The sequence below is a fragment of the Vibrio sinus genome (genome assembly GCF_023634645.1).
Classification (GTDB): Bacteria; Pseudomonadota; Gammaproteobacteria; order Enterobacterales; family Vibrionaceae; genus Vibrio; species Vibrio sinus.
The window spans coordinates 1-18224 of record NZ_JAMKMR010000009.1 but is presented as its reverse complement, the minus strand read 5'-3'; the positions used below and the strand labels follow the sequence as shown (position 1 = coordinate 18224).

At 43.7% G+C, this 18224-nt stretch carries 13 protein-coding genes; 10 read left to right on the top strand and 3 right to left on the bottom strand.

The window, feature by feature from the left end:
* Positions 1 to 47 precede the first annotated feature (47 nt).
* Complete coding sequence (gene rsuA, locus M9194_RS10895) at positions 48 to 749, top strand: 16S rRNA pseudouridine(516) synthase RsuA (protein WP_250612670.1); 702 nt, start codon at positions 48 to 50, stop codon at positions 747 to 749.
* Positions 750 to 789: 40 nt separating this feature from the next.
* Here rsuA and M9194_RS10890 read toward each other — a convergent pair whose 3' ends face one another.
* Entirely contained in the window at positions 790 to 1506 is a 717-nt protein-coding gene (locus M9194_RS10890) for an SDR family NAD(P)-dependent oxidoreductase (RefSeq protein WP_250612669.1), read from the bottom strand.
* 348 nt (positions 1507 to 1854) lie between these two features.
* Positions 1855 to 2817, bottom strand: coding sequence for a transposase (locus M9194_RS10885; protein WP_250612668.1), 963 nt, complete (start codon positions 2815 to 2817; stop codon positions 1855 to 1857).
* Positions 2818 to 3171: 354 nt separating this feature from the next.
* On the opposite strand from M9194_RS10885, the gene M9194_RS10880 reads away from it, so the two are divergent.
* The gene (locus M9194_RS10880; RefSeq protein ID WP_250612667.1) at positions 3172 to 3807 is read left to right on the top strand and encodes an outer membrane protein; all 636 of its coding nucleotides are present in this window, start codon (positions 3172 to 3174) and stop codon (positions 3805 to 3807) included.
* Positions 3808 to 3852: 45 nt separating this feature from the next.
* On the opposite strand, the gene M9194_RS10875 is transcribed toward M9194_RS10880, so the two are convergent.
* A complete protein-coding gene (locus M9194_RS10875) occupies positions 3853 to 4914 on the bottom strand; it encodes a glycosyl hydrolase family 18 protein (protein WP_250612666.1) in 1062 nt (353 codons plus the stop codon).
* A 498-nt stretch (positions 4915 to 5412) separates the two neighbouring features.
* Here M9194_RS10875 and M9194_RS10870 point away from each other — a divergent pair, with 498 nt between their 5' ends.
* From M9194_RS10870 to nspC, 8 genes are all read left to right on the top strand, one after another.
* Positions 5413 to 6621 carry a Bcr/CflA family multidrug efflux MFS transporter gene (locus tag M9194_RS10870; protein WP_250612665.1) on the top strand — a complete coding sequence of 403 codons (1209 nt, stop codon included), beginning with the start codon at positions 5413 to 5415 and terminating at the stop codon, positions 6619 to 6621.
* Positions 6621 to 7274, top strand: coding sequence for a DUF2913 family protein (locus M9194_RS10865; RefSeq protein WP_250612664.1), 654 nt, complete (start codon positions 6621 to 6623; stop codon positions 7272 to 7274). The genes M9194_RS10870 and M9194_RS10865 overlap by 1 nt, the downstream gene beginning before the upstream one ends.
* Before the next feature lie 392 nt (positions 7275 to 7666).
* Positions 7667 to 8338, top strand: a complete 672-nt coding sequence (locus M9194_RS10860; RefSeq protein ID WP_250612663.1) for an ABC transporter ATP-binding protein — start codon at positions 7667 to 7669, stop codon at positions 8336 to 8338.
* The gene (locus tag M9194_RS10855; protein WP_250612662.1) at positions 8319 to 10793 is read left to right on the top strand and encodes an FtsX-like permease family protein; all 2475 of its coding nucleotides are present in this window, start codon (positions 8319 to 8321) and stop codon (positions 10791 to 10793) included. The genes M9194_RS10860 and M9194_RS10855 overlap by 20 nt, the downstream gene beginning before the upstream one ends.
* 369 nt (positions 10794 to 11162) lie before the next feature.
* Positions 11163 to 12332: a Na+/H+ antiporter NhaA gene (gene nhaA, locus M9194_RS10850; protein WP_250612661.1), complete on the top strand. Its 1170-nt coding sequence runs from the start codon at positions 11163 to 11165 to the stop codon at positions 12330 to 12332.
* A gap of 521 nt (positions 12333 to 12853) precedes the next feature.
* Positions 12854 to 15733 carry a pyridoxal phosphate-dependent class III aminotransferase gene (locus M9194_RS10845; protein ID WP_250612660.1) on the top strand — a complete coding sequence of 960 codons (2880 nt, stop codon included), beginning with the start codon at positions 12854 to 12856 and terminating at the stop codon, positions 15731 to 15733.
* A 13-nt stretch (positions 15734 to 15746) separates the two neighbouring features.
* Positions 15747 to 16991 (top strand): carboxynorspermidine synthase, encoded by a 1245-nt coding sequence (locus M9194_RS10840; protein ID WP_250612659.1) that lies wholly within the window; start codon positions 15747 to 15749, stop codon positions 16989 to 16991.
* 58 nt (positions 16992 to 17049) lie between these two features.
* Positions 17050 to 18183, top strand: coding sequence for a carboxynorspermidine decarboxylase (gene nspC / locus M9194_RS10835; protein ID WP_250612658.1), 1134 nt, complete (start codon positions 17050 to 17052; stop codon positions 18181 to 18183).
* The last annotated feature ends 41 nt before the right edge of the window (positions 18184 to 18224 follow it).

Here is an 18224-nt window from a genome sequence, read left to right as displayed (position 1 = left end):
ATATACCAATTGGGTATAATGCCGCGCTCAATCTTGGAGAGTTCAGTATGCGATTAGATAAATTCTTATGCGATGCGTTGGGCGCGACCCGCAAAGAAGCCACAAAAATCATTAAATCCGGAGAAGTGACGGTCAATGGTAATGTGGCAAAAAGCGGTGCGACTAAGTTGACGGATGATTGCCAAGTAGAGTGGCAAAATCGGGTAATCGAAAAACAGGGCCCTCGATATATCATGCTATATAAACCCGAAGGGTTTGTATGCTCTCACGAAGATGGATTCAATCACACCGCATTTGTCTTGCTAGATGAAGTCAAAATGGAAAACCTTCACTTTGCCGGGCGTTTAGATGTGGATACGACAGGTTTAGTATTAATAACGGATGACGGCAAATGGTCACATCGTATTACGTCTCCTAAACATAAATGCTCGAAAGTGTATCGTGTGTGGTTGGCCGACCCTGTTCAACCTGATTACGCAGAAAGGTTTTCACAAGGTATTGAGCTTAAAAATGAAAAAGACCCTACGCTTCCGGCTGAGCTAGAGATCGTAGATAGCGATGAGAACGAAGTGCTGCTTACGATACAAGAAGGTAAATACCATCAAGTGAAGAGAATGTTTGCAGCGCTTGGAAACAAAGTTGAACATCTTCATCGCGAACAAATAGGCGAACTAAGCCTTGATGATGAACTTCAGCCGGGGGAGTATCGCTACCTTACTCAAGAAGAAGTTGAGAGTTTTTATAAGTAAACCCAAACTCACTGGGCTTTCCAGTGAGCCTCAAATTCGTCTAGCTTATCTTCTCCAGGTCAATCACCTTGCAATGTATCGGTAAAACTGGGCTGCTTGCTGCATTAGACAGACTCTGAATATATTGAATGGCGTTTACAATATCTTGTGTATCTATTTTATCGCCGTTATTTAATCGGCCATCATTTGTCATATCAGTGTCGACCACACTAGGACACAAGCAACAGACTTGAATATTGTAGGGCAGGAGCTCTTGATAAAGAGATTGGCAGTAACTCACGATTGCCGCTTTCGTAGCGGAGTAAGCGGCGATTTTAGTAACGGGAGTCAAACCTGTCGTTGAGCCTATGGTGTAGATTCGACCATGTTTTTGTTGTTTCATCTTTTGTGCAACCAAGTTTGATACGGTTATGGTTGAAGTCATGTTGATAGTAATGAGTTCATTGAGTTTAGTTACGGGTAACTCAATGTTGCCTGGGTAAAGTACACCAGCACTATTGACGAGAACATCTGGCGTAACATGTTCATCGAGAATGGCTTGGATTGTCTTTTCAACCTCATTGGGATGTGAAAAATCAACTGCACAAGTGAACACTGTGGTGTTTTGGTATTTCTCTCGTATCTCGTCGCTGGCCTGTTTTAGATTATTTTCCCTGCGCGCTATTAAGATAAGTGAATACCCTTGCTTTGCAAAATGATGGGCAATGGCTTTACCGATACCTCGGCTGGCACCAGTGATTAATGCTAATTTTGACATAACAGTATGATTCTTTTGGGTTGTTTTTTCTTACTCTACACTGTTTTGGAGATGGTTTGTATTGTTCTTATTCAGTGGACATACACTCTAATGTTGGGAGATATTACGGGGGACAGACTACTAGATTTTAAGGGGACAGACTACTCACAGTAAGTTTAGAGATATTGTATATGGACACACACCCTAAAGACTTGGATAAATTGACGGCGTGGCCACCCGAAAAATTAGTGGAAGTTAAAGACGAATGCTTTGAGTAGGTGAAATGCCATCGCTAGAAAGTCATCTTACGTGGTTTGAGAATAAGATCACCATTAGCTTTTTCCATAGAGTAACGTGATAAGTGATCGATTAGCTATCTAAAGTCAACGCGTGAACTCGTTTTCGGTGATTTAGTTGTTTGAGATGGGCAAAGCTGGGTTTACAACCAACAAACGTAGCTCGGGGCTTTTCAATTTGAGTGGTAGCGATGGCCCATTGGGTGGGAGAGAGATTGAGTCTGCAGAGTATCGGAGGAACCTTGCTTAGCATGATGTGTTTCTCTTCACGGTACTGCCTGGCACTCCAATCTACTAGCTCGAGGTAATCGATTAGGCGAAACGGCAATCCTTTGACTATTTCATTGGTTGGGTTTCCTATGAACACCGCTAACCCTGGAGCAGTGGCTTGATTGTTCTTGAGCGCGCAAATTCTCACTTGAATCGATGTATGCTCTGAGGTTTCTGGTGTCTCGCTCACACCAGCTCGGACTGGATTCAAATCCACGTACGCCATTGCTGCGAGTAGGGCTTGCTCATCCAGCAAAGCTTGGCTTTTAAAGCGGCTTTCCCAAAAATGCCCTTTACAGTCATCTTCTTTGTTCGCTCGGCACGCAATCTCGTAGTTGAGCTCTTTCATAAACCAGCTCAGATTGCAGAGTCTAGCTTGCCATTGGTCAATTAGGGTGAAGACGGCTTGGTTTTCTGCTCTGCTGGTAGGTTCACCGTTCAGCCAACGCTGAACTATCAACGGTAAGTGGTGATGTTGACCCCAACGTTTAGCCACTTCATACGGTGTCAGCTTGTCCGCACTCGGCTTATCGATATACATGACAATATGGTAGTGATTACTCATGACGGCATAGGCACATACATCGATGCAGTACACAGCGGCCAATTGGTGTATTTTCTTCTCAACCCACGCTCGACGGTGTTCATAGCTTTTTCCCGTCAAGTCATCTTTACCGCACAGAAACGAGCGTCGAACACATCGAGATACACAATGATAGTAGGCGGTGGATTCAAGGCAAACTAATTGAGAGCGAGCTGTTGTCATTGTCTATTACCCGGGAGTACAAAGATGGGATAATGATGATGGCAACAGACCTCGGAAGACATCACAAAGATGTCGGTATACCGCCTAGATCCTCATAAATCATACTTACTCTACACTTGGGCGCATGTCCTTCTAGTTCTTTGAAGTGTGTGTCCTTGTAACTTCCATTTAACTTAGGCCTTTACTTAGGTACGAGTGCTTGAGGCGTGTGTCCCCTATATATTAGGACGTGTGTCCCCCTATATATTACTCAACCGATTAAAAACATTTGTATTCCAACTCATCAACGTATAGCATTCCGCACCTTGAAATTCATTCGCTGAATTTATGTAGTTTTAGGTGATTGGAAGTACGATGCAGAAAATCGGTAAAGTTGAACGAAAGGTTGGAGACATTCTGAAGGTCTCCTTGGTGTCTATATTGTTATCCTTGGGTATGTTTTCAGCGGCGAATGCATCGGGATTATATGTAACAGGAAGTATGGGCTTTGCTGTGCAGAAACCACCGGGTGATGGTACGACAACAATTGGCACTGCGTCTGATCTTTCTGGTCGATTGGCTACTGGGTATGTACAGACTATCAATGATAAGTGGGATACCGGTATTGAAGTAGGATATTCATATTTTGGTAAAGGGACATACTACCAAAGTGGGCATACTTTTGATCTTACTTCATCAGCGAGTGATATCAATGCTCTCATTGGGTATGCGCTTTCAGAAAAATGGGTGCTACAGGCGAAGGCAGGACTAGCTCAAATCAAAACAAAGGCTAAAATTCCGACTAAGTTTGGCACTTATCGAGAGCGTGACGAACACGATGTTAAGCCTCTGCTTGGAATCGGAGCTCGCTATCAGCTTAACGAGGCGTTAAGTTTTGAGATGATGCTCACTCACTACTTTGGTGCTACATCAAGCGAAGGCGCTACTTCATCAAATAACATAGTGCCTGCTGTGAATCAGTTATTACTTGGTGTTCGATATTCTTTTTGAGGACAGTGAGCAGCCCCAAAAGTGGGGCTGCTTGAATATAAAGCGTTAAGATATAGAGTTAATCTTGTTCCATATCAGTGGGTCCATTGAAGAAACGTCAAATAAAGAAAATCCAGCCAAATGATTTCGTTGTACCAAGGACAGTCCATAGTTGAAGGTTTGTGCGTCTTCCATAAAGATATAGCTGTAGACATTATTATTGGTAAACATCAGGTAGGGGACTTTAGCTGTGTCATCCCACTTAGGTTTGATGTTAAATTGCTTCATTACCCCAACCACTTGAGAGTATCGTAGGTGCTGATCGATTGGCCGCCCAACTGAAGCCTCAGGAGCTGCGGTCCAATATCCAGAGTAGGCGGGTATGCCTAACGAAAGCTTATTAGCAGGGATATATTTCAAGGCGTATTTAACGACTTTTTGAGTCCAAGGGTAAGAGGCGATTGGACCTGGAGGTGTTAAAGAGCTGTGTTGATTGTACGCCATGATGGAGACAAAATTGCTAAGCTTGGCCAAGGCTTTATAGTCATACGCTCCGGCAGAATGTACATAGATATCTTGGCTCAATGTATTAACAGGTACATCACTTGTTCTTGGGAAAACAGCCACACTGATTGATTTATGGATGTCGCGCATGGCTTTGGACACTTTTCGATAGAAATCAGTAAACCTATCTTTATCCCGGTACTCGATGCCCTCAAAGTCGATTTGCACACCATCTAAGCGATACTCTTTACTTACCTCAATGATTTTTTTGATAAGTATGTCTTGCGCTTCATTATCCATGAGTAAGTCATGGAGCTTTCTAGAGTTAAACCCAGTGTTGGTGATCATCGCATCGAGTTTGATGTGGTTTGAATGTGCAAAATCGAGCAGTTTTGGGTTTATTGAACCCCATAGAGCACCATTGTCATCGGCGATAAAGGCTTGGGTAACAATGACATCGAGATCGTGTTTATGTTTTTCTAGCGTATGTATCAGATGATGTTCTTGATCGTAATCCAAGGCTTTATTAAATCTTAATACGTAGTAAATTTTTTCCATTGCAAAGGATTGGCTGCTAAAGAAGACAAGCAACATTGAAAACATAACCGTCTTTATTTGCTTCATAAAAAGTCCAAGTTGTGCTGAATTAAAAGAAAATATGTCACCCAATGGCCTATTTGGAATTGGGTGTTTAAATTTGAAAATTATCTACCTGATAGATTTAAAATTTGCCTAATATAGCGGCAGTCGCATTCGTCTTGTGTCAGAAAACCATCAAGCGTAAATAACGAGAAATGGAAAATATCATTACTAAATGGAAATAGATTAGTTCCTAATAAGAACTAGTAGATGTTATTCATTTCGTGGATAATAGTTTTGTCAGCAAAGCTGAACGCTTTTTCATCTTGTATACCTATATACCTTAGCACCGACTAGTTATGTCTCTTATCGAGACCTTGCTCATTGGATCGAAACTCGCAACTTTAGGTTGTTCGGGGATAGGTTTTTGTTTCTGAGATAAAACGATTAATCGTTTCATCTCAGCTTTTTTGTTGTTTCGTCTTTTCATTGATTGCTGACTTCAGAACCTTTTTCTTTACACGTTTTACTACTTGGAGCCGTATGCTAGCGAAATCTGACGCTGCTATATCGCAGCCTAACCCATTGTCATTTTTTCTTTTTATCGTTTTGGGGGCAATCAGTGCACTTACTCCCTTAGCGATTGATATGTATGTCCCTGCTATGCCAGATATTGCGAAAGACTTAATGGCAGACACAGGTGCTGTTCAATTGAGCCTGACCGCTTATGGCGCTGGTTTTGCCGTTGGACAGCTTTTCCATGGCCCAATTTCTGACAGCTATGGCCGAAGGCCCGTGCTTATTATTGGTGTATTGTGTTTTGCTATTACTGCTGTATTGACCGCGACAGTACATAGTATTGATACGTTGAATGCATTAAGGGTTATTCAGGGCTTATCGGGTGCTGCGGCGGCAGTCGTTATCCAAGCAGTGATTAGAGACATGTTTAATCGTGAAGATTTTGCCAAAGCGATGTCTTTTGTCACTCTTGTCATGACATTGGCTCCCCTGGTTGCCCCAATGTTGGGCGGACATTTGGCGATGTGGTTTGGTTGGCGCTCTATCTACTGGGTGCTAGCGTTGTATGCTGTGGTTGCGCTGGCAATGGTCTATTACAAAATTCCAGAGACTTTACATGCGCACAAACGTCAGCCATTAAATACAAAAACGACCTTGCAGAATTACTCTAAGCTCATTAAAGATCCGGTGGCGGTTGGGCTTATTCTCTCTAGCGCATTTTCTTTTGCTGGTTTATTTGCCTTTTTTACCGCGGGTTCGTTTGTCTACATCGATATCTATGGCTTGTCACCTAATGAGTTTGCGTATTTATACGGCTTAAACGTGGTTGGGTTGATCATTTTAACTATGGCTAACGGTCGATTAGTTAAAATCCTGGGTTTGCACTTGATGTTAAGAGCAGGGTTAGTGCTACAGTTCCTAGCTGGTGTTGGTTTGCTCGCAGGCTGGCTGTTTAACTGGGGGCTGTGGGGAACTGTGCCATTTGTGACGCTCTACATCAGTACGATCTCCATCATCGGCAGTAACTCAATGGCACTTTTATTAAGCGGTTACTCTAACATGGCTGGAACCGCGGCTTCATTATCTGGTACTCTTCGCTTCGGGATGGGAGCGGCAGTTGGTGCTGTTGTTGCAGCTTTACCAGGTTTGGCCGTTTGGCCAATGGTTTGGGTGATGTCAGCGTGCTCAGTGCTCTCCATTGCTTTCTACTGGATATTCGGAAAAAAAGCATAGTGGCTGATTATATTTTTGAGATTAAGCGCTTGGTCGATAGCGCTTTAAGTGAACTATCAGAGCAACACAAAAGCGGTAAATTGGTCGATGCACCAATGCCAAATAATCACTTTTTGGTACGCTGGATCACCAAATCAATTAAGACTCAACGTTTCGCGCGTTGTGTTTATGAAGATTTGTCGAGATGGCAAAAGTTAGGGCGCTCTAAAGGTAATGCAGCGTCGATTGACTCAACCTTTAGCAAAATTTCTAAACTCTACAACGCCTTTTTCCCAAGTGAAAAAGACATTAAAGAAGTTTTGGATAGCCAAATTGAAACGTTTCTAGATGAGATGGAACAAATGGGCTGGGAAGTCTCGACGTCTGAGCCATTAACTGGCGTGGGCAAAGTTCAGATTTATACTGAAGGTCAAAATTCTTTAGCTTTGTGTTCCACACAATGTGAATCATGCTTTGATGCTGAGCAACTGGTTAAACCGATGAGTTGGTTTGTACGAGGAAATCACCAAGAGTTTATCGACAAAGCTTATCAGTGTGGTTTCTTAGTTCATAAGGTGACTGACTATAAGTCTGTCGTCAAGTACCATGGCGAATACCTAATATTTCCTGCCAACAAAGGAGATAGGTTGGCGGAAATCCCTTTCAGCCTTTAGGTCAGCATCGCTGTTTTAAGGGTATATTGGTGACGTTGTCACTAATATGCCCTAATGATCTGGGCGTCAGGTTCAGTGATGCACTCCGTAAGGCTTAAAAATGACAGGTGATAGGAACAGCAATAGGGCTAGGTTTGCCTCTAAGGCTGATTAGGTATAAAAATTGAAAATTCACTTTGAAAAAGACATAACAAATTTCGCTAGCAATCTCATATATATCCTTTAATATCATATTATTATGCAGCAAGGGTGATATACTTTAACTGAGAGGTTAAGGCAAAAACACAAATAAAACGTTTGCATATTATGTGATCTAGCATGCAAAATGCTTTCTAGATTTTGTGATTTAGTGTAGATTCACTATTCGGTAAAGAGCAGCGGCGAGAGTTTAGATGTTACAGCTTACTGACCTGTGTAAAGGTTATTTAGATGGTGGAGAATTTCATCCAATTTTACAAGGTGCTGAGCTGTCATTATCACAGGGAGAGCAAGTTGCTTTAATGGGCGAAAGTGGATCAGGAAAGAGCACTCTTTTAAACCTGATTGCTGGCCTAGATACCGCTGATACCGGAGAAATATTGTTTCCTGGCTTCTCCATGCATACCGCAAAAGAAAGCAAGAGAACGGCTTACCGACGAGGTAACATTGGCCTTATTTTTCAGCAATATAATCTTCTTCCTACTCTAACCATTGAAGACAACATTCGATTTTGCCGCCAACTGAAGGGCCTTCCAGAAAACAAAGAGTTGTGGCGTCAAATTCTGTCTATTCTTGATCTTATGCCGTTGTTAAATCGCTTTCCTGAAGAGGTTTCTGGGGGCCAACAGCAGAGAGCTGCCATTGCTCGAGCTCTGTACATGGAGCCTAAAATTCTATTGGCTGATGAGCCAACGGGCAGCCTCGATGAGCGAAACGCAGAAGCCGTCATGAGATTATTGACCAGCCTAACGCGCCAACTCAAGTGTACTTTATTACTTGTCACCCACAGTGAAAAAGTCGCTATGCATATGCAAGGGCGTATACGCCTTCAGGGGGGCGTATTACATGTTATGGCCCATAGTTAAAGCACTACTTGGCCATTATCGCCGTTACCCCTTTCAGCTTTTATTGGTGTGGCTTGGCCTCACTCTTGGGGTGTCTTTGCTTGTGGGTGTCACATCGATCAGCAAACACGTACGACAAAACAGTGAATCCGGTGAACAGGTTTTAACGGATCCACTGCCGTATAAAGTGCGTGCGAAGACGCCGTCAGATGCGATTCCTTATGACTTCTATACTAAGTTGCAACATGAAGGCTTTACTCAATGTGTGCCGTTCAAACAGGTGCCACTTAGTACGGTGGGCGAGGGGACAAAAATAGATAACGGTCTAAACCAAAAGACAGTTACTTTTGTTGGCATCGACCCCAGAATTACCATTCCAGTTCGAGAAGTGACGATAGCTGAACGCTTATACAAATTTAGTAGCGGCTCTCATTCCCCTATTATTGTTAGCTCGAGCTTCGCAAAGCGTATGGGGCTAGTCAATGGTAGCTACCTTTCTGTTCTTAATGGCAAAAAAGTAGGGCCGGTTGTTATCGATAACTGGGGTGGGTTAGATAGCAATGAAGTGATCACCAATCCGATGGTATTTAACACCGTAGACAATGGTGGTGGAGTATCCCAAATCGCTTGCGGGGATATGCAGCCGGATAAAGCCTTTGTGTTGAAAAAAATGCTGCCATCTGGTTTGGTGCTGTCACGAAATTCTCGCAGCGAGCTTGAATCCATCACTAAAGCATTCCATATGAACTTGACCGCGGTTGGCATGCTGTCTTTCTTGGTGGGTTTGTTTATTTTTTATCAAGCCATGTCACTGTCCATGGCGCAGCGTCAGCGTTTAGTTGGGATTCTAAGGCAAACAGGTGTCTCTGGCTGGCAACTTGTCCAAGCGTTACTCATTGAGCTCTTTGTTTTAATACTCGTCAGTTGGATTTGCGGCAACTTTTTAGGCATGTTTTTAGCCTATTACATGATCCCTAGTGTCTCGCAAAATATCGGCTTTATCTACAGTGGTAACATTCTTAGTAGTTGGAGTTGGCAATCAAGCTACATCAGCTTATATATGACGATCGCCGGAGCATTGCTAGCCTGTATATGGCCTGCTGTGCGTCTATTAAGAGCTCAGCCCATCCGATTGGCAAAACGTTTATCACTGGTAAGGTTTGCAAGCATTGAGTTTGCGATTCAAACTTTGCTAGCGATTATGTTCTCCCTGATTGCTTTTGTGTTGTATGAAGCACCTAAAACGGAACATACTGGCTTGGCGATTATCGTACTCACACTCGTGAGTGTCGCTATGTTTACACCGTTTATAATATGGAAGCTATTTACTTACCTTTCCCATACTTTGCGCTCGGTAAAAGTCCGTTGGTTTTTCTCTGATGCGGCTGCAAGTATGAGCTACCGTGGTGTGGCGACGATGGCGTTCATGCTAGCGGTTGCGGCTAATGTTGGTGTCGAAACAACGGTAGGCAGTTTTCGCCATACCACTGATAACTGGTTGTCGCAGCGCTTAGCCGCTGATCTTTACGTTTATCCAGATTCAGGAAGTGCGGATAAAATGATGACCTGGTTAGAAAAGCAGCCGGAAATATCTCAGGTATGGCAGCGTTGGACAAAAGAGATCCTCACATCTTCAGGGCCGCTGCAAGTGGTGAGCACAGGGTTTTCTAAAGGCGAGCTGAAGTCGATTCCTTTAAAACAAACGTTACCGAACTTCTGGCAAAGCCTACAGACGGGTAAATCCATTTTAATCAGTGAATCCATGGCGAATAAGCTCGATATTGACGTTGGTGAAAAAATCAATCTACAAAGTGCTTTAGGAAACGACTGGAATGTAGTTGGAATATACTACGATTACGGTAATCCTTATAACCAAGTGCTGATATCAAAAGCAAATTGGTTAAATGCCTTTGCAGGTACAGGGAGCGTGTCTCTTGGCTTGAAGCTTCCGCCGTGGGCGAATCCAAAACTTGTTGAGCGCAATATTGAGGCGAAATATCACTTTAGCGATGGGCGAGTGTTCGATAACAAGAGCATTCATAAAAAGACGATGAGCTTGTTTGATCGCACGTTTGAAGTGGCGGACACACTGGGGCACATTACTTTAGTCATCGCGATTTTAGGCGTGTTCTTTGCCACATTGGCAGGTGAAGTGTCAAGGCAACGACATATCTCATTGTTGCGCTGTTTTGGCGTCTCTGGGCGAGAAATTATCCTCATAGGAGGGCTGCAATTGCTTTGCTTTGGAGCCTTATCCATTTTGATCGCGATGCCTTTAGGGCTGGCTTTGGCTCACTTTATTGTCAATATCGTCATTGAGCAATCTTTTGGTTGGACGATGCAGCTGCAGTTTATCCCTTCGCAGTATTTATTGACGATTGTGACAGTGATGCTTTCTTTGATGGTAGCCGGAGCAATTCCTGTTTTAAGGATGATACGCAACACGCCTATGAAGCTGCTCAAAGACGCGATTTAGTATGACTTACCATTGGTAAAGTTGATCATTATCTAGATGAAAAAACAAATACCTCAGCCACTGTTGAGGTATTTTACCCTTCTAATGCCTCATTTTTTGTTCTTCAATCTCCTAGAGATTTCGGCTTTTTCAACTCATCAACTATATTCTCTCTGTGAAGTGCATGAAATTATTCAAATTCAATTGGATAATGTTCATAGATGTATGCTATTAATTTAGTATTGAATTATGGTTAGGTAACGATTCTATTTATCGGAAAAACCTACAATAATCATCAATACAAGCGATTTTTCCTTAGTTTGGGAAGGTATTACACTCAATGATATTCTTTCATAACAGTTGGTATAGATAAAAAGACAAGGGCAATATATGAGTGATATGATTCGTGATTTTTTCAAAATGGAATCTGCTGGCGGCATTCTACTTGTCATTGCTGCAGCAATAGCCATGGTCATTGCTAATTCCCCCCTAAATGATGGATATCAAGCATTCTTACATACTTACGTTTTTGGTATGTCTCTCTCGCACTGGATCAATGATGGATTGATGGCAGTGTTTTTTTTGTTGATTGGTTTAGAAGTGAAACGTGAGCTTTTAGAGGGCGCACTAAAATCAAGAGAAACCGCTATCTTCCCGGCCATCGCAGCAGTGGGTGGTATGGCGGCTCCTGCATTAATTTACGTGTTGTTTAACCTAAATAATCCGGATGCGATTCAAGGTTGGGCCATTCCCGCTGCAACCGACATCGCGTTTGCCCTGGGCATCATGGCTTTGCTAGGCAGTCGAGTACCCGTGGCCCTAAAAGTATTCTTGCTTGCGCTGGCCATCATCGACGATTTGGGCGTTGTCGTTATCATTGCTCTGTTTTATAGCAGTGACTTATCAACGCTTGCGCTGGTTGTTGGCTTTGTGATGACCGGAATACTCTTCTACTTGAACTCAAAGAACGTCACTAAATTAACGCCTTATATGATCGTAGGTATTATTTTGTGGGCTGCAGTACTGAAATCTGGCGTACACGCAACGCTTGCCGGGGTGGTCATTGGCTTTGCCATTCCACTGAAAGATCCAAAGAGTGATTACTCGCCATTGAAGCACATGGAACACTCGCTACATAAATACGTCGCATTTGGTATTTTGCCATTGTTTGCGTTTGCCAATGCAGGTATCTCGTTACAAGGTGTGGACGTTGCTGGATTAACCTCCATGTTGCCTATGGGTGTTGCATTAGGCTTGTTGGTTGGTAAACCCCTTGGTGTATTTAGCTTTAGTTACGCAGCGGTAAAAATGGGATTTGCCAAACTTCCAGAAGGCGTGAACTTCAAACAAATATTCGCTGTGTCAGTATTATGTGGAATCGGCTTCACCATGTCGATATTCATATCTTCCCTGGCGTTTGGGCCGAATAACCTAGAGTTTGACACTTACGCGCGACTTGGAATCCTAATAGGCTCCACAACAGCCGCGATCATTGGTTATGTTTTACTTAGTTGCTCACTGCCGAGAATTAAGTCACAAGAGCAGCCGCAAGAAAATTAATCGGGAATTTTATAAAAACAAGGGCAGGCTTTGAGCTTGCCCTTTCACATTTTAGCGGCAGAAAAAGTCAGTTTTAGATATGAAAAAGTATTGCCATACAGCGTTATTTTATGATAATTTCTCGCGCAATCTCGGAGACGGTAAATTTTCCGCAATTCTGGGGGATACGCGCAGTGACCATTCAGGCTGATTGTGACGCTGCGTAGGGTAGGTATCGCCCAAATCTTTAGGCGATAGACGGGATACTATATGTCGCATGAAGCGACACGTAAATGGGAAACCCAACAGTGAAACAATTTAACTTACACACAATAATCAGCGTCCTACTTCCTCGTTGCCCAGTGCATCAAACCAGTAGTATTACTGAACCTTGAAACTAAGACTTCTTTGATATCACCCGCTTAGGTGATCTATTCCAGGTACGTACTTGTATCTCGGAAGCTTTTGCATTTTCCACACTAAATTACCATGAATTAACGTGTGTAAGTAATTTAATCATTTGATTTATCAAGGTATTCAAAATGAGCACAGTTTTTGAAGTTGATCAAAACAATATCACAACCAATTTCTCTACTGATGTGCCGGTTGTAGAAGGTCTCTACGACTTAACGCCAGATCAAACATTATTGGATCAAGAAGAGCACGAATCTGAGGTGCGTTCTTATCCTCGCCGACTTCCAATTGCTATCAAGCGAGCGCATGGGGCACTTGTGGAAGACACACGTGGGCAAATCTTTTTGGATTGTTTGGCTGGTGCTGGTACATTGGCGCTTGGCTACAACCATCCAGAAATCAATCAAGCACTAAAAGAGCAGTTAGACTCAGGTCTACCATATCAAACGCTTGATATCACAACCAAAGCGAAAGATACGTTTATTAAAAGCGTAAAGGCGTTTTTACCTGAAGAGTTTGCTACCAATTCTGCGATTCAGTTTTGTGGTCCCTCCGGCGCAGATGCCGTTGAAGCTGCCATCAAGTTAGCCAAGCAAACCACAGGCCGTAACACTATGTTCGCTTTCCGTGGCGCGTACCATGGTATGACCAATGGCACCATGGGCATGATGGGCAACCTGGGTACGAAAGAGCGTCGCACTGGCTTGATGTCTGACGTGCATTTTATGCCTTTCCCTTATGACTTACGCTGTCCATTTGGTTTAGGTGGCGAAGCGGGAGCGAAAGCAAACATCCGTTATATAGAGCGCCTTCTTGCCGATGATGAAGCGGGGATCATGAAACCTGCTGCTATGATCGTCGAACCTATTCAGGGAGAAGGAGGCGTAATCCCTGCCCCAGCATTCTGGTTGAAAGAGCTGCGTCGTATCTGCGACGAGCACGGTATCTTACTTATTTTTGATGAAATTCAATGTGGTGTGGGTAAATCCGGACATCGCTTTGCGTTTGAAGAATCTGGTATTTCTCCTGACATCTTATGCTTGTCTAAAGCTATTGGCGGTGGCCTACCCATGTCACTATTGGTGTTTAAAAAAGACATCGATACTTGGAAAGCGGGCGAGCACACAGGGACATTCCGTGGGAATCAACTAGCGATGGTCTCAGGCGCAAAAGCGCTCGAAATTATCCAGCGAGATAACCTTGTCGATCATGCGAAAGCGGCTGGTCAGTATTTACGTATTGGCTTAGAACGAATCCAAGAGCGTGTGAGCTGTATCGCCGATGTTCGAGGCAAAGGCTTGATGCTTGGTGTTGAGGTTTGCAACCCAACAGGTGAGCGTAACAAATTTGGTGAGCCGCAATCTGATGGCGAGTTAACATTGGCGATCCAGCGTGCAGCGCTTGAGCGTGGCCTAATGGTTGAAAAGGGCGGACGTGATGGCTCAGTTATTCGCTTTTTACCGCCACTTATTATTTCTTTTGAGCAAGTCGATTTTGCGTTGAAAGTGCTAGAAGAGGCGATCATCGCAGCGGGTGGAGCGGTTGAAAACGCCGAAAGCGATAGTCAGTGGGATAAGCACTTCATCCACACTGGAGAGTTTGGCAGTGATGAGTTCGCAAAGGTGATGAACCATACCACTCAAGCTCTAAAAGAAGTGTTTGAAAGCGTAAGCACGCCTTATTCTGGTATGGATCCACAAAAGTTGGAACAGGCTATTCATGCGGTCAATTTAGACAACCGAAATGCATCGTTAACCGAAGTTGTATCAGATGCTGCTGAGCTTGTCGCAAAAAATTCAATTATTGTTCAGCACCCAGATTGTATAGCTCATTTGCATACGCCTCCTTTGATGCCAGCGGTCGCAGCTGAAGCTATGATTGCAGCGCTTAACCAATCTATGGACTCTTGGGACCAAGCGTCTTCTGCGACTTACGTTGAGCAAAAAGTGATTGATTGGCTATGTGGAAAATACGACTTAGGCAATCAGGCTGATGGCATCTTTACCAGTGGTGGTACGCAGAGTAACCAAATGGGCTTGATGCTAGCAAGAGATTGGGCAGCCGATAAGCTTAGCAATCACTCAGTTCAAAAACTGGGTTTGCCAGATTATGCCGACAAATTGCGCATTATATGCTCGGCTAACTCACACTTTACTGTGCAAAAATCAGCATCCTGGATGGGACTGGGTGAAAAAGCTATTCTCACTGTGGACTGCAACATGGATGGCAGCATGGATGTCGCGCAGCTTGATGATGTCATCAGCGAAGCCACGGCGAATGGCCTAATACCGTTTGCGATTGTTGGTACCGCGGGTACAACGGATCACGGTGCGATTGACGATCTTGCCAGCATCGCGGATGTTGCCGACAAGCACGATTTGTGGATGCACGTTGATGGCGCTTATGGTGGTGCATTGATTCTCAGTCAGCACAAAGATCGCTTAAATGGTATTGAGCGCGCTAGCTCCGTGAGCGTGGACTTCCATAAGTTGTTTTATCAAACCATTAGCTGCGGCTCTTTATTGGTTAAAGACAAAGCGAACTTTAAATTCTTATTGCATCACGCTGACTACTTAAATCGTGAACATGACGAGCTGCCAAATTTAGTCGATAAGTCCATTGCGACAACTAAGCGTTTTGACGCCCTAAAAGTCTTTATGACGATGCAAAACGTTGGGCCGAAAACTCTGGGTAAAATGTATGATCATTTGTTAGAGCAAACTCAAGCAGTCGCTAAGTTAGTCGATGTGCATCCAAACTTAGAGTTGTTGGCACAGCCATCACTGTCCACCGTGCTATTTAGAGCTACGGGTAGTGAAAACATTGACCAGCTCAATCAGAAATTACGCATTGAAGCCTTAACGAGAGGTGTCGCTGTGCTGGGTGAGACGACGGTGAGCGGACACACAGCTCTCAAGTTGACGATACTTAATCCGTGTTTGAAGATTTCAGATTTTGAATCTCTATTATCAAAAATTACTACGTTAGCGCTAGAGCTAGCTGAATAAAGGAACTAAAACAATGGCAATTTTACAGATCGGTGCTGGTGGTGTGGGCTGGGTAGTTGCACACAAAGCTGCGCAAAATAACGATGTGTTGGGTGATATTACGCTGGCTTCTCGTACCATTAGCAAGTGCGAAAAAATCATCGAGTCAATTAAGGGTCGCAACAATTTAAAAGACTCGACGAAGAAACTCGAAGCACGCTCGGTAAACGCAGATGATGTTGATGCTTTAGTGGCGTTGATCAACGAAGTAAAACCAGATTTGGTCATTAATGCAGGTCCTCCTTGGGTAAATATCAGCATCATGGAAGCTTGTTACCAAGCAAAAGTGTCTTACTTGGACACATCGGTTGCCGTTGATCTTTGCTCTGAAGGCCAACAAGTGCCTCAAGCGTATGATTGGCAATGGGGTTACCGTGAGAAGTTTGCTGAAGCTGGCATCACGGGTATCCTTGGCGCAGGCTTTGATCCTGGTGTAGTGAGTGTATTCGCCGCTTATGCAGTGAAACACTTGTTTGACGAGATCGATACAATCGATGTTATGGATGTTAACGCGGGTGACCATGGTAAGAAGTTTGCTACTAACTTTGACCCAGAAACCAATATGCTTGAAATTCAAGGCGACTCATTCTATTGGGAAAACAACGAATGGAAACAGGTGCCTTGTCACTCTCGTATGCTAGAGTTCGATTTCCCATTGGTTGGTAAGCATAAAGTTTACTCCATGGCGCACGATGAAGTTCGCTCGATGCAAGAGTTTATCCCAGCCAAACGTATCGAGTTTTGGATGGGATTCGGTGATAAATACCTAAACTATTTCAACTGCATGAAAGATATTGGCTTATTAAGCCCAGACCCACTGACTTTGCATGATGGTACGGTCGTTCAACCTCTGCATGTTCTTAAAGCCTTGTTGCCAGATCCGACGTCTTTAGCTCCTGGTTACACAGGCAAGACCTGTATTGGTACTTGGGTGCAAGGTAAAAAAGACGGCAAAGCGCGTAGTGTATTTATCTACAATAATGCTGACCACGAAGTCGCGTATCAAGATGTTGAGCACCAAGCTATTTCTTACACAACTGGTGTACCTGCTATTACGGCGGCTCTGCAATATTTCAGAGGCAAGTGGGCTGATGCGGGCGTATTCAATATGGAGCAGCTAGACCCAGACCCGTTCCTTGAGACAATGCCAGAAATTGGATTGGATTGGCATGTTGAAGAACTTGAAGTCGGCCAACCTGATATTAAAATCTTAAAATAAGAAAATGATAGGGCCGATGTGTGAACATCGGCTTTGTTTTATGTATAGAGTAAACAATATGCAAGACGCGTCACTGAATACCCCTTATTTCATGATTGATGAAGCAAAGCTGATAGATAACTTAGAAAAGGCTAAGCAGCTTAAAGAAATATCTGGGGTGAAATTAGTGTTAGCACTCAAGTGCTTTTCCACTTGGGGTGTATTTGACATTATCAAACCATACCTAGATGGCACGACAAGCAGTGGCCCTTACGAAGTGAAACTCGGCTACGAAACATTTGGCGGCGAAACACATGCTTACAGCGTGGGCTACAGCAAGCAAGATGTGTTAGACGTAGCGGATATCTGTGACAAGATGATTTTTAACTCGCAATCACAGCTGGAAGCTTATGGCCATTTAATCGAAGGCAAAGCATCGGTAGGTTTACGTTTGAATCCGGGGGTGAGCTGTGCGGGTCAAGATTTAGCTGATCCAGCGCGCAAGTATTCTCGTCTGGGCGTTCATGCCGATAAGATTCAGCCTCAGTTAATGGACCAGCTGGACGGCGTGATGTTCCACATGAACTGTGAAAATAAGAGCGCTGATTCTTTTATTGCTCTACTCGATGATATCTCTGATACCTTTGGTCTTTATCTAGATAAGATGGAGTGGGTGAGCTTAGGCGGTGGCGTATTCTTTACTTGGCCTGGCTATGAGTTGGAAAAGCTAGGAGCTGCGCTTAAGGCGTTTTCAGAAAAGCACGGAGTTCAGCTCTACCTAGAGCCGGGTGAAGCGATTATTACCAAAACTACAGACTTGGTAGTGACTGTGGTTGATATTGTGGAAAACGAAAAGAAAACCGCGATAGTAGACTCAGCAACGGAAGCGCATCGACTAGACACCTTGATTTACGATGAACCGGCTTCGATTTTAGAGGCTTCAGAGAGTGGCAGTCACGAGTACGTGATTGGTTCTTGCTCTTGCCTTGCCGGTGATCAATTTTGTGTCGCTAACTTTGAGCAACCTTTAGAAATTGGTCAGCGTCTGCATGTGATGGATAGTGCGGGATATACCATGGTAAAGCTCAATTGGTTTAATGGTTTAAAAATGCCAGCGATATATTGTCGTCGTGCGAGTGGTGAAGTACAAAAGCTAAATGAATTCGACTACTCTGATTTCAAGCGCTCGTTGTCACAGTGGAGTGTGAGCTAATTGGTGTGAGGATTGAGAAATACCCAAGCGTTGGCTTGGGT